The 14,356-nt window shown below is 44.9% G+C and carries 11 protein-coding genes; all 11 read left to right on the forward strand.

The window, feature by feature from the left end; genetic code table 11:
• Nucleotides 1-14: 14 nt before the first annotated feature.
• The 11 genes from GD631_RS17965 to GD631_RS18015 all read left to right on the forward strand — a co-directional run bounded on the left by GD631_RS17965 (nt 15) and on the right by GD631_RS18015 (nt 14,328).
• Nucleotides 15-653 carry a class II aldolase/adducin family protein gene (locus tag GD631_RS17965; protein WP_143259908.1) on the forward strand — a complete coding sequence of 213 codons (639 nt, stop codon included), beginning with the start codon at nt 15-17 and terminating at the stop codon, nt 651-653.
• Nucleotides 654-668: 15 nt separating this feature from the next.
• On the forward strand, nt 669-2,099 hold the full coding sequence (locus GD631_RS17970) for a rhamnulokinase (RefSeq protein ID WP_143259909.1): 1,431 nt from the start codon (nt 669-671) through the stop codon (nt 2,097-2,099).
• Nucleotides 2,100-2,105: 6 nt separating this feature from the next.
• Entirely contained in the window at nt 2,106-2,498 is a 393-nt protein-coding gene (locus GD631_RS17975) for an L-rhamnose mutarotase (protein WP_143259910.1), read from the forward strand.
• A gap of 19 nt (nt 2,499-2,517) precedes the next feature.
• A complete protein-coding gene (gene fucP / locus GD631_RS17980; protein ID WP_143259911.1) occupies nt 2,518-3,828 on the forward strand; it encodes an L-fucose:H+ symporter permease in 1,311 nt (436 codons plus the stop codon).
• 191 nt (nt 3,829-4,019) lie between these two features.
• Complete coding sequence (locus GD631_RS17985) at nt 4,020-4,574, forward strand: RNA polymerase sigma-70 factor (protein WP_143259912.1); 555 nt, start codon at nt 4,020-4,022, stop codon at nt 4,572-4,574.
• Nucleotides 4,575-4,627: 53 nt separating this feature from the next.
• Nucleotides 4,628-5,614: a FecR family protein gene (locus GD631_RS17990; protein WP_143259913.1), complete on the forward strand. Its 987-nt coding sequence runs from the start codon at nt 4,628-4,630 to the stop codon at nt 5,612-5,614.
• Nucleotides 5,615-5,891: 277 nt separating this feature from the next.
• Nucleotides 5,892-8,768 carry a SusC/RagA family TonB-linked outer membrane protein gene (locus tag GD631_RS17995; RefSeq protein ID WP_143259914.1) on the forward strand — a complete coding sequence of 959 codons (2,877 nt, stop codon included), beginning with the start codon at nt 5,892-5,894 and terminating at the stop codon, nt 8,766-8,768.
• A 4-nt stretch (nt 8,769-8,772) separates the two neighbouring features.
• Nucleotides 8,773-10,377, forward strand: coding sequence for a RagB/SusD family nutrient uptake outer membrane protein (locus tag GD631_RS18000; RefSeq protein WP_143259915.1), 1,605 nt, complete (start codon nt 8,773-8,775; stop codon nt 10,375-10,377).
• A 27-nt stretch (nt 10,378-10,404) separates the two neighbouring features.
• Complete coding sequence (locus GD631_RS18005) at nt 10,405-11,361, forward strand: glycoside hydrolase family 18 (protein ID WP_143259916.1); 957 nt, start codon at nt 10,405-10,407, stop codon at nt 11,359-11,361.
• A gap of 39 nt (nt 11,362-11,400) precedes the next feature.
• Nucleotides 11,401-13,032 carry a BT_3987 domain-containing protein gene (locus GD631_RS18010; protein ID WP_223225897.1) on the forward strand — a complete coding sequence of 544 codons (1,632 nt, stop codon included), beginning with the start codon at nt 11,401-11,403 and terminating at the stop codon, nt 13,030-13,032.
• A 27-nt stretch (nt 13,033-13,059) separates the two neighbouring features.
• Nucleotides 13,060-14,328, forward strand: a complete 1,269-nt coding sequence (locus tag GD631_RS18015) for a DUF1735 and LamG domain-containing protein (protein WP_143259918.1) — start codon at nt 13,060-13,062, stop codon at nt 14,326-14,328.
• Nucleotides 14,329-14,356 lie beyond the last annotated feature (28 nt).

The raw sequence follows: 14,356 nt of genomic DNA on the forward strand, positions 1-14,356 counted from the left end.
TTATCTTTGTAATTATGATTACCAACGAACATATAGAACAGTTCATCGAACAAGCACACCGTTATGGGGATGCAAAGTTAATGCTTTGCAGCAGCGGTAACCTTTCCTGGAGAATCGGCGAAGAAGCATTGATTTCCGGTACGGGTTCCTGGGTTCCCACACTTGGCAAAGAAAAAGTCTCTATTTGCCATATTGCCAGCGGTACTCCTACCAACGGTGTAAAGCCTTCTATGGAAAGTACATTCCATTTAGGGATTCTCCGCGAACGTCCGGACGTCAATGTCGTTCTCCACTTCCAATCGGAATATGCCACAGCTGTCTCCTGCATGAAGAACAAACCGACAAACTTCAACGTAACAGCAGAAATTCCCTGCCATGTAGGTTCGGAAATACCTGTGATTCCGTATTATCGTCCCGGCTCACCGGAACTGGCAAAAGCCGTGGTAGAAGCCATGCTAAAGCATAACTCGGTTTTACTGACCAACCACGGGCAAGTGGTATGCGGAAAAGACTTCGATCAAGTATATGAACGGGCTACCTTTTTTGAAATGGCTTGCCGCATCATCGTTCAATCCGGTGGTGATTATTCAGTACTCACACCGACAGAAATTGAAGACCTGGAAATCTACGTATTAGGAAAGAAAAACAACTAGTATCCGGGCAATACCATGAAAGATTCCATTAAACACACTTATTTAGCAGCAGACTTCGGAGGCGGAAGTGGACGGATCATCGCCGGCTTCCTTTGCCATGGCAAACTGGAGTTGGAAGAGGTATACCGCTTTTCCAACCGGCAGGTCAAACTAGGAAATCATATCTACTGGGATTTCCTAGCTCTGTTTGAAGATATGAAAACCGGACTGAAACTGGCTGCACAAAAAGGATATGCCGTAAAGGGTATTGGTATTGACACCTGGGGAGTGGATTTCGGACTGATTGACAAGCATGGAAACCTGTTAGGAAATCCAGTCTGTTATCGGGACGCAAGAACAGAGGGAATACCGGCAGAAGTATTCAAGTTATTGGATGAACGCCAACACTATGCTGACACCGGTATTCAGGCGATGCCCATCAATACGCTGTTTCAACTTTACAGCATGAAACAGCATCAAGATGCGCAGTTGGAAGTTGCCCGGCAACTTTTATTCATGCCCGACCTTTTCAGTTATTTCCTGACAGGAGTAGCCAATAATGAATATTGCATCGCCTCCACCTCCGAATTACTCGATGGCAAATCGCGGAATTGGTCATTGGATACCATACGTGCCTTAGGTCTTCCCGAACATCTGTTCGGGAAGGTTATTCTCCCCGGAACAATCAGAGGAACTCTGAAAGAGGATATTGCCCGTGAAACGGGACTGGGTATCATAGACGTTATTGCCGTCGGTTCACACGACACAGCCAGTGCTGTCGCTGCTGTTCCTGCCGTAGAAAGTCCTATCGCTTTCCTTAGTTCCGGCACTTGGTCGCTACTGGGAGTGGAAGTGGATGCCCCCATATTGACGGAAGAAGCAAGAAAAGCTCAATTCACCAATGAAGGAGGTGTAGGCGGCAAAATCCGTTTCCTACAGAATATAACAGGATTATGGATTTTACAACGCTTGATGAGTGAATGGAAAGCATGTGGCGAAGAACAAAATTATGATATAATCCTCCCGCAAGCTGCCGAAGCAAAGATTGTAACCATTATCCCTGTAGATGACGCAACATTCATGAATCCGGAAAATATGGAAAACGCTCTTATTCATTATTGTCGGCATCATGATTTACAAGTGCCTAAAAACAAAGCAGAAACCGTGAGATGTGTACTCCAATCATTAGCTTTCAAATATCGACAGGCGGTGGAACAGCTCAACCGTTGTCTCCCCTCTCCGATCCGTCAGCTAAACATCATTGGCGGAGGATCACAAAACCAATTACTCAACCAACTGACAGCTAACGAACTCGGTATTCCCGTTTATGCAGGTCCGGTAGAAGCCACTGCAATGGGGAACATTCTGACACAGGCTATGGCTAAAGGAGAAATAGCCAACCTTCGTGAATTGAGAGAGATTGTAACTCACAGCGTTACACCACAAGTATATTACCCTAAAAAATAAAAGCATATGGAAACACCCCAAACCGGTTATCAGGTTCAATCTTACGACGTTCCCGTCAAACGATATTGCCAAACCCTCGATTTACGCGATTCTCCGGAACTGATCGCAGAATATCGAAAAAGACATAGTCAGGCGGAAGCATGGCCAGAAATCCTTGCCGGTATCCGGAAAGTCGGTATTCTGGAAATGGAAATTTATATCTTGGGAACACGACTGTTTATGATTGTCGAAACTCCCCTTGATTTTGACTGGGACACAGCAATGGAGCACCTGAATACGCTTCCCCGCCAACAGGAGTGGGAAGAATATATGGCCATCTTCCAGCAAGCCGTTCCCGGAATGAGTTCCGCGGAGAAATGGAAACCGATGGAGAGAATGTTCCATTTGTATAACACTTAAAAAAATACCAGAAACAACCATGAAACACCCCAAACAGTCCATCCTCTCGAAAGATGGCATCAGTTATCTTATACCTTTTGTTCTCATTACCTCATGTTTTGCATTATGGGGATTTGCCAATGATATTACCAACCCGATGGTAAAGGCATTCTCCAAGATTTTCCGAATGAGTGCCACCGACGGGGCATTGGTACAGGTTGCCTTCTACGGAGGGTACTTTGCAATGGCTTTCCCGGCTGCCATATTCATCCGTAAATACTCCTACAAAGCTGGTGTTTTGTTAGGACTGGGAATGTATGCTTTCGGAGCATTTTTATTCTTTCCCGCTAAAATGATGGGAGAATATTATCCGTTTTTGATTGCCTATTTCATCCTGACCTGCGGATTGTCCTTCCTCGAGACAAGTTGTAACCCGTATATTCTTTCTATGGGAACAGAAGAAACAGCTACCCGGCGTTTAAACCTTGCACAGTCTTTCAATCCGATGGGATCACTTCTCGGAATGTATGTAGCCATGCAATTTATCCAAGCGAAGTTACATCCGATGTGTACTGAAGACCGCGCATTGCTTAGCGACAACGAATTTCAAGCGATCAAAGAAAGCGATCTTAGCGTCCTGATTGCTCCTTATCTCATTATCGGACTTATCATTGTAGCTATGTTACTCCTGATACGATTCGTAAAAATGCCGAAAAATGGAGATCAGAATCATAGAATAGACTTCTTCCCCACACTGAAACGTATCTTTACCCAAATGCGTTATCGTGAAGGGGTAATTGCACAATTCTTCTACGTAGGTGCGCAAATTATGTGCTGGACTTTCATCATTCAATATGGAACACGCCTGTTCATGTCACAAGGCATGGACGAGAAAAGTGCGGAAGTATTATCACAGCAATATAATATCGTAGCAATGGTGATATTTTGTATCAGCCGTTTCATTTGTACATTCATTCTGCGCTATCTCAACGCAGGTAAATTACTAATGATTCTCGCTATCTTCGGAGGTATTTTCACATTAGGTACCATTTTCTTGCAAAACATTTATGGAATGTATTGCTTAGTAGCTGTATCAGCCTGTATGTCATTGATGTTTCCCACCATTTATGGTATTGCACTGAAAGGTATGGGAGATGATGCTAAGTTTGGAGCTGCGGGATTGATTATGGCCATTCTCGGAGGATCAGTTCTTCCCCCATTACAGGCAAGTATCATCGATATGGAAAAGATAGCCTGGTTACCGGCTGTCAATGTTTCATTCATTCTACCCTTCATCTGCTTCCTTGTAATCACCGGTTATGGTTACCGTACAGTGAAAAGAAACTGGTAGAATACATATCTAAAAATAGTGACGCCATCCCAACGTGATACCGTCACCATCCCACTCATATAGTGACGCCATCCGGCAGGGATAGCGTCACTATTTTTATTTACCTTTTTTCATAAACAATTTGCTTTTTCTTCGTATCTTAAATTTATTTGCCTACATTTGCTTTGGATTCCCAATAATTTATAAATTCAATGCCCACAAAACAAGACAACATATTACTAGCAAAACAATTCGGAATAATATTCGCTGAGTATTATTCAGTAGTAAAATATTTCGCCTTTATGTTGCTTAAATCCGAAGAAGATGCAGAAGATATTGCCCAAGATGTTTTCACAAAATTATGGACTCAACCCGAGATATGGACAAAAGTTCCCAATTTGAAACCTTATGTCTATACTCTTGCCAAAAGCACTACTCTCAATTTTATCAAACATAAAAAAATAGAATTAGCTTATCAGGAAAAAGTAATAGAGAAAAGCCTAGTAGAAGAACTTTCCCAAACAGAAGATCCTCTTAATGACATATACTACAAAGAAATTCAACTAATCATCAAACTAACCCTCAGTCGTCTTCCCGAACAACGCAGAAAGATTTTTGAGATGAGTAGATTCGAAAATATGAGCAATAATGAAATTGCCGAGAAACTAAACATTTCAGTCCGGACAGTAGAACACCATATCTATTTAACCCTGCTTGAAATGAAAAAAATATCTTTTTTGCTTTTTTTTGCACTTTTCCTTAAGTAGTCCGCCTTAGTTAATTGAGATATTAATGTAACAGCTCTAATTATTATCTCAAAATGAAGAACTATTTTCAAAAAATACTAGCTTTATTTACCGGGAATGACTATCCGGAAGTTACCCGACAGGAGTTCTACCAATGGTTGGTAGATGAAGAACATGTTTCCGAGAAAGACGAAGCATTGCAATATCTGTGGGAAGAAGGATACAAGCAAGGGAAAGCTCCCAATATATATCAATCATATGAACAATTAAGAAAGAATGCGGGTATTCCTTCCGTACGGGAAGAACGGAGAATCCGTCCGATCCATATCTGGCAGGCAGCCGCTGCCGTACTCTTTATAGTAGCTGCTTCTTCCGTCTATCTTTCTACCATAGGAAAAGAGGCGGAGCCTAATTTATTGCAGCAATACATCCCGACAGCGGAAGTACAGACTCTCACCTTGTCCGACGGAACCAAAGTACAACTGAACTCACAAAGCACCCTTTTATATCCGCAGGAATTCACAGGCAAAAACCGCAGCGTATTTCTGATCGGTGAAGCCAATTTCAAAGTGAAACCGGACAAGAAGCATCCGTTTATCGTCAAGTCGAACGATTTTCAGGTAACAGCACTCGGAACGGAATTTAACGTAGCTGCATACCCCGAGAATCCGATCATAGCGGCAACCTTGATTTCAGGAAGTGTGCTCGTTGAATATAATGATTTGAATTCTCAAATGATTCTGAAACCAAACGAGCAATTGGCCTATCATAAACACACCCGACAATACCATCTGAGCACTCCCGATATGAATGACGTCACAGCCTGGCAACGTGGAGAATTGGTATTCAGGGAGATGAGTGTAAAAGAGATTATAACTATATTAGAACGTAAATATCCATATACTTTTGAGTATCGCCTGAAGAATCTGAAAGAAGATAAATACAGTTTCCGCTTTAAAGATAAAGCAACATTATCAGAAGTGATGGATGTGATAGTTAATGTAGTAGGTCAAATGGATTATAAAATAAAAGAAGGTCACTGTTACCTGATTCCCAAATAACAATAAAGCAGGTATCAAAAATACAGTAAAAAATAGCCAACAACAGTACGAATCCTTTTTAACCTTTTACAAACATGCAAAAAAGTATCCGGAACAGAGCCCGAACTCTATCCCGGATATGAAATCAAAATTCTCAATATTAGAGTTTTACTCTTAAATTACCGTGAAATAAATTAGTTAATAACCTAATACTAAGAAAATGCTATAAATTTATGAATTTATAGTAAACCAGACAGCAAAGGGAAGAAGTTTTTTACTTTTTTTCTGTTTGTTATTAATGCAAACACCTACCTTTGCACAAAACAGTGCCAAAATTACGATTCAAAAGAAAAACATATCTGTTATTGAGGCACTTAAAGAAGTAGAAAAACAATCCGATTTCTCTGTCGGCTTCAACGATTCCCAATTAAAAAACAAGCCTGTTTTAAATCTTGACCTAAGAGCTGCAACAATAGAAAACGCCCTTGCACAAATACTCAAAGGCAGCGGTTTCACCTATCAGTTCAAAGGAAAATACATTATGATTATTCCGAACAACAAGCCTAAAGAAACTCCTGCCAAGAAAGTGACAGGAAAGGCAATTGACGAAAGCAATGAACCTTTGATCGGAGTTAACATCAAGGTAGAAGGAAGTTCTGAAGGAGCTATTACCGATATAGACGGTAATTTCACTATTGTAGCTCCTCAAGGCAGTACGTTAAGTTTTACTTATGTGGGATACACACCCCAAACTATAAGAATGACAGAAAGGAACACCTATGAAGTAAAATTGCAAAATGACACCAAGCAATTGAATGAAGTAGTAGTAACCGCCCTCGGCATCAAACGTGAACAAAAGGCATTAAGTTATAATGTACAGCAAGTAAAATCGGACGAACTGACTCAAATTAAGGACGCTAACTTCGTTAATAGTCTGAATGGTAAAGTAGCGGGGGTCACGATTAATTCAAGTTCATCTGGTGTGGGTGGTGCCAGTAAAGTAGTGATGCGTGGTACGAAGTCCATTGAGCAGAGCAGTAATGCGCTGTATGTTATCGACGGCATACCGATGTTCAATTTTGGCGGTGGAGGTTCTACTGAATTCGGTTCTAAAGGCGCTACGGAAAGTATTGCCGACATCAATCCTGAAGACATCGAAAGCATTTCCGTACTGACGGGTGCGGCAGCGGCTGCCCTCTATGGTAGCAACGCGGCTAATGGAGCTATTGTTGTCACTACCAAAAAGGGAAAAGTAGGAAAACTGCAAGCAAGCGTATCTACAGGTATCGACTGGATGAATCCATTCGTAATGCCCAAATTCCAAAATCGCTACGGAACAGGAAGCTATGGCAAAGCAAACGGTTCTACAATTCTCAGTTGGGGACCGAAACTGAACGGTGCGAGCCGTACAGGGTACGAACCCAATGATTTTTTCGAGACAGGGGCAGTGTACTCCAACTCCATCAGCTTATCTGCCGGACTGACATACGACGTACTCGACTGGCTAAGTTTATCCGGGCGCATCCGCATAGATAATTCAAACAACACTTACGAACAAAAGCTCTATGCCGGTACTATCTCCACACTGACTGAGGGTAGCACACAAGGACATTACACTATTGAAAAAGCCGAAACGACGCAAACATACGCAGACTTTCTGGCAAATGTCAACAAACGCATCGGTGATTTCACACTTGTAGTTAATCTCGGTACCAGTTTAAGCCGCAACACCAGTTATACATTAGGTTACGGCGGACCTATTCAAGACAATGGAATTCCTAATTTATTCAATGTTTACGACCTCGACAATGTGAAGAAGCGCGCCACTCAGGTAGCTTGGGAAGAAATGACGCAATCCATTTTCGCCAACGTGGAAGTAGGTTGGAAAAGTATGCTCTACCTCACCTTGACGGGACGTAATGACTGGGCTTCGCAAATACATGGCACCACAGATCCTTCCTTCTTTTATCCATCGGTAGGTCTGTCGGCAGTGATTACGGAAATGGTGAAATTGCCCCAATGGGTAGATTACCTGAAAGTGCGCGGTTCATACAGTTCTGTGGGTTCTCCCTACCCCCGCTACCTGACTATACCGACTTTCCCATACGATGCTACCTTGCAACAGTGGAAAGAGAAATCCCTCTACCCTATCGGCACGCTCTATCCTGAACGCACCAACTCTTGGGAAGTGGGCATAGACGCAACGCTGTTCCGCGACTTCAAAGTAAGCGCTTCCTTCTATTACGCCAACACTCATAACCAGACGTTCGACCCGCAAATTTCAGTCTCCTCCGGTTACGACAAGTTGTATGTACAGACAGGCTCCGTACGTAACGTGGGCGTGGAAGGTATGTTAGGCTATGGGCATACCTGGAGTGATTTCAGATGGGACAGCAGCTTTACTTTCTCATCGAACAGAAACACGCTCACCGAACTGATAAAAAACTATGTGCATCCCGAAACCGGAGAAATCATCAACAAAGACCGACTTCCATTGAAACCGTCTGACGGACGTGGATTGGCACAAGCAGAGTTCATCTTGAAAGAAGGTGGTTCACTGGGCGACCTTTACACGCGCTCCGATGTGGTACGAGATGGCAAGGGAAGAGTGCAGATAGACGCCACCGGCAATATCGCTAAAGTGGGCAATCTGAACGACATCAAGCTAGGAAGCATATTCCCGAAAGCCAACCTGGCATGGAATAACTCCTTTTCCTACAAAGGCATCAACGTAGGATTCCTGATTTCTGCCCGACTTGGAGGTATTGTATATTCAGCTACACAGGCAGCTATGGACGAACATGGAGTTTCCGAAAGAACTGCCGCTGCCCGCGATGCAGGAGGAGTTCTCGTCAACGGACGCACCATGGTCGACGCACAGAAGTGGTTTGAGATCATCGCCGGTTCTAGCGGACTGCCCCAATACTATACGTATAGCGCGACGAATGTCCGCCTTCAGGAAGCACGTATCGGTTACACCATCCCCCGCCGCTGGCTGGGTAATGTATGCGACATCAATGTGGCACTTGTAGGCCGCAATCTATGGATGATCTACAATAAAGCGCCATTCGATCCCGAAAGCGTGGCCACCACCGGCAACTTCTATCAGGGTATCGACTACTTCATGATGCCCAGCAGCCGTAATATTGGGTTCAACATTAAGCTTAATTTCTAAAACGATGAATAGCATGAAATACATAAAACAGTTCAATCTGATAGTGATATCATTCGCCACGCTGCTTATCTCAGGTAGTTGCATGGACTATGATATCAATCGAAACCCTTTTGAGACCAATCAGGAAGAGATGGGACGGGACAATTACAATGTAGGTTCCAAACTCAAGACTCTTCAAGGACAAGTCATTCCCACTGAGGAACATTTGTATCAATTTATGGAAGCTATGTGTGGTGGTTCCTATGGTGGATATTTCAGCGAAACAAAACCCGACTGGACCGAAAAATTTTCAACATACAATCCCAAGTCGGATTGGCTGCAAGGTGCCTTTTCTACCGTCTTCACAAATACATATCCCAGCTACCGCACGCTCATGAAACTGAGTGATGTTGCCGTCCCGCAAGCCATCGCCAAAGTACTCCGTGTGGCTATCATGCAACGTACTACCGACATGTTCGGTCCCATCCCTTACAGCAAGATAGTGGTAGAGGGAGAAGCAGCAGCATTGAGCGCTCCTTACGACTCGCAAAGGGATGTCTACACACAGATGTTCAAGGAATTGGAAGAGGCCGATAAGACATTTGTGGAGAATAGCGCACTTGACCCCGCCGGTCTAAAAAAACTTGACGACGTATATTACGGAAGCGTGGAAAAATGGCGCAAATACCTTCATTCGCTGCAACTACGCATGGCTATACGTCTTTCCTACGTGCCGGAGATGAAAGACGAAGCCCGTCGGATTGCCGAAGCGGCAGTAGCGGCCGGCGTAATCACGGACAATGCCGACAACGCCCTATTCCACGTGGCCGATAACCGCTCCGCCCTCTGTTTCAACGGTTGGAATGACTACCGGGTGGGTGCCGACATCCTATGCTACATGAATGGTTATCAGGATCCTCGCCGCGAGAAATACTTCACCTTGGGAAAAGGCAAAGACAAAGACAACAAGCCCATAGAAGATTACTACGGTATGCGAATTGGTACCCAGCCCACAGGCGTGACTAAGGACGAAATCATCATTGCCTACTCCAACCGCCACATGAGCAACACTGATCCTTACATCTGGATGACGGCTACTGAAGTGGCATTTCTCCGTTCCGAAGGCGCACTGAGAGGATGGGTAATGGGCGGAAAACCCAAAGATTTATATGAGCAAGGCATCGCCCTCTCATTCACGCAACACGGAGTGTCGGGAGCCGAGGCCTACGCTTCCGACGCCAAATCTGTCCCCACAGCCTATGTCGACCCGCTAGGCCTATTCAACACCAGTGCACCGTCCACCATTACCATTGCATGGAATACAGACACACAGGCCGATCATTTCGAAGAGAACTTAGAGCGCATCATCACACAGAAGTGGATTGCCATCTTCCCGCTGGGCATCGAGGCATGGAGCGAACACCGCCGCACGGGTTATCCCAAAATGCTGCCTATTGTTCAGAACAAGAGCGAATTTACCGAACTGACTGACATCGGAATACGCCGTCTACAATATCCTGCCAGCGAATACAGCCTCAACGGAGGACACGTGGAAGAAGCCGTGCAGATGCTGGGAGGAGACAAAATAAACATTCGTCTCTGGTGGGATTGCAAGCCGAATAATCAATAAAAGTAAAACCTTGAAAAACAAAAAGATATGAAACACCGATATTTAAAATCCAATTTGATAGCCTGTCTCCTGACAGCCGCAATAGCCGGAGGATCCCTGTTGGCGTCTTGTGAAGACTGGACAGATCCGGAAGAGGTGGATTACGCGATTAAAGACCCAAGCGAACAGAATCCCGAACTTTGGGCACGCTACATAGAATCGCTGCGCGTCTACAAGCTCGAACGTCCGCACTACATTACCTACGCCAGTTTCAACAACGGCGTTGAACCTTCAAAGAATGAAGGCAACTACCTTCGCTCTCTGCCCGATTCGTTGGACTTTGTCACATTGGCAAATTCCGAGAATATCACCGCCGCCGACTGTGGGGACATCCCCGGACTACAAGAAAAAAGCATCCGCGTACTCTATCACGTAGATTACGCCAAGAAGATGGCGGAACTCCCTGACGACGCTGCTTTGGGTGCATGGTTGGACAAAGCAATAGTCACCGCCACAGAACTGAGCATGGATGGTTTCGCCTTCAGCGGATTACCCCTCTACGGTGGCACGGATGCCGAACAGGCAGCACGCAAGGCGTCTGCACGACTGATTGTTTCCAAATTATCCGCCACCGGTAAAGCGCTCGTATTTGAAGGAGACCCCACCTTTGTGGATGACTCCGACATGGAAAAACTGGATTACATAGTGCTCAATACCATTGACATAGAGAGAGCCGTGGCATTGAAACTGCTTGTAGCAAATACGCTGGAAATGCATGTAACGCTATCGAAAGCGCAACTGATACTCGCCACCAAGATGAACGGTAAGTTAGCAGACGAAAACGGAAAATGGTATAACGCCGTACTCGAAATGCCTAATCGTGTAGTTGGTCTGGGACCTTTGGGGGGAATGGCGATATACTCCATAGGAGAAGATTACTATCAACCTGAGAAGAATTACAATACTTGCCGAACGGCTATACAGACGATGAATCCGTCTATGTAAGACGTAAGTAAAATGTATAAATACTATAAAATCAATCTTATGAATAACTCATTCAAATACTTCGCCCTCCTCATGTTACTGGTAGCAATGACGGGATGTACCGCGGACGATATTACACAAGCCGGAGGTACGCTGCCGGACGAAACGCCCATGAGCAATATAGGAGGAATATTACGCAGTGAAAGAACCTTGTCGAATCTAATAGATATCGACTTGTACGAAGAAGATGCAGAAAGCACCGAATATATCAACTACACGTTGACTAAGCCCGCTACAAATGCCGTCACCCTAAAGGCGACTGCCAACGAAACACTAGCAGACGCTTACAACGAGAGAAACAACCTCGAATTGAAAACGCTCCCCACCGCTAACGTGCGCTTTGAAAGTAGCGGCACACTCACCATAGCCGCCGGAAAGCAAACATCCGCTCCTATTAAAGCAACAATTTCTACCGAAGGATTGGAAGTCGGAACGCTTTACCTATTAGCACTCACCGTAGAAAAAGCCGCTGTAGACGTAAAAGCGCAAGCAGAAAAACAAGCGCTATATTATAGAATATACATTGAGAAGAAAGCGACAACCATCGAGCCTAATGAAGGAGAACCAGAAGATATACCGGAGTTATTGCCCAACCTGACTTCTGTATTTTATGTGAATACGGAAACCTACCAACCATACATCGCCAACGCATTTGGCATCACGGCTATGCCCCCCAGACCTCAACCCAGAAAGTTGTATAGCATGGGGAATATTATAAATCTGAAAAGAGCAACAATAAACTATGACGCTTCCAGCCAGCGTGTCATGTTTGCTCTAGGAACCGACTTAAGCTATGTATTAGAACATAGCAATAAATATCTCCGTCCGATTCAAGTACACGATCGTAAAATATGCATTTGCATTGAAAATGGCGATCAAGGCATTGGCTTCTGCAACATGAACGCTACGCAAATAACCGACTTCGTCCGCCAAGTAAAAGCGGTGGTAGAGCGTTACAATCTTGATGGCATAAACCTATGGGACGAAGACAGCAAATATGACAAAGCCGGAATGCCGGAAATGAATACCACTTCATACCCCATGCTAATCAAGAAATTGAGAGAAGCCCTACCCGACAAGCTATTAACGCTGGTAGATAAAGGAAACGCAACGGAATATTTCTACGACGCTGACAAATGCGGAGGCATCAAAGTAGGCAGTTACATTGACTACGCATGGCACGGATACGTTTCACCAACGGAAATCCTGCAAGTCATCAATCCAAATGCCGAAGGTAGCACCCAGACTTATAGCAAATATGTACGTAAGCCCATTGCCGGATTGGACGAATCATGTTACGGAAGTGTAAATGTTCCTTGCTATAATGACAATGATAGAGAAATTAGAGATCCTTCTTCAGAGATTATAGCCAAATGGAAAACTACGGGAAATAAAAAGAGTAATATTCTAGTTTATGGAAATGACCTGATTGGTCAAGAGTATGCTGGTTATGAACTCGCGACTAAAAACATGATAAGCGGATATAGTGTTCCGTTTTTTATGGATGACGGCTATACATGGAATTTTGATAGCGACACTCAAAAGCCCGGAGCCATACGCTATACACTAGGTAAACTGTATGCGATAGCAGATAATGGTCCTGACATGAACCCTTTTAGAAAAGATTGGTAAATACTAAAAAACAAAATTTCAATTGCCATGAAAACAATAAAATCCCACCGAGGCATCCTAACCAACGCCTCCATAGTAAGCCTTGCCGCAGCCATGCTACTATCAATAGCCGCCTGCGACAACAAAGACTACAGCAACGCCACTCCTTTCGACAACGTCGTCTACCTCGACGCCGCCCAACAGAAGGACGTGACAAACTTCACCTTCAACCGTCTCATCGAAACCGGTCAGCAAACAATCGCCGCCCAACTCTCACAGCCAACGGGTAGCGACGTCAATGTCAGCATCAAAGTTGACCCTACCCTGGTGGGCACCTACAACGCCCGCTTGGAAACAGACTACACCCTGCTCGACTCCAAATACTACTCTCTCTCCACCGAGCAAACCGTCATCCCGCAAGGTAAAACCATCTCTGCACCCGTCAACATCGACTTCGCTGATCTCACCGAACTCACCATCGATGCCGGCTACCTGCTACCCGTCACCATCAGTCAGGCGACAGGAGGAATCGGTATCCTCGACGGCTCGAAAACCATCTGCTACATCATCCGACGTTCCAGTGCTATCACCACCGCCGTCAGCCTGAAGGATAACTACTTCGAAGTGCCCGGATTCGACAAAAACAGCCCCACCGCCGGAATTGTGAACGGTCTGAAACAACTCACTTACGAAGCCATCATTCGTGTGGACGACTTCAAATACGGTGCCGAAACGAAAAACATCTGTACTATCATGGGTATCGAGCAATACTGCCTGCTGCGCCTCGGTGATGCCGGATTCCCCTTGCAACAACTGCAATTCGCCGCCAATGAAAACAAAATACCCAACGCTGACAACAGCAAACTGCTGCTCCCCAATGAATGGTATCACGTAGCTGTAGTCTATGACACAGAAGCGCGCACCGCCTCGATCTACCTCGACGGACGTGAACAGAGCCGTGCCGAAGACTACGGAACAGGCAAAGCCATCGACCTCGGCCTGCAGGAACGCGGCAAACAGTTCATGTTCAAAATAGGTCACTCCTACGGCGAGCCCGACGACATGAGCCGCCAGCTCGATGGTGAGATCTGCGAAGTACGCATATGGAACACAGCCCGCACGCAACAGGAAATCTACAAGAATATGTACAACATAGAAGATCCCGAGAACACCCCGGGGCTCTGCGCCTACTGGAAGTTTAACGAAGGCGAAGGCGACATTGCCAAAGATTACTCCGGTCACGGAAACGATGCGAAAGCCTACAACAAAGCAGTACTATGGCCTGCAGGCATCGAAGTGACACAGAAAAATAAATAATAGTAGCAACTGAAGATTTTTTTTACCT

This window comes from Bacteroides luhongzhouii (genome assembly GCF_009193295.2).
Lineage (GTDB): Bacteria > Bacteroidota > Bacteroidia > Bacteroidales > Bacteroidaceae > Bacteroides > Bacteroides luhongzhouii.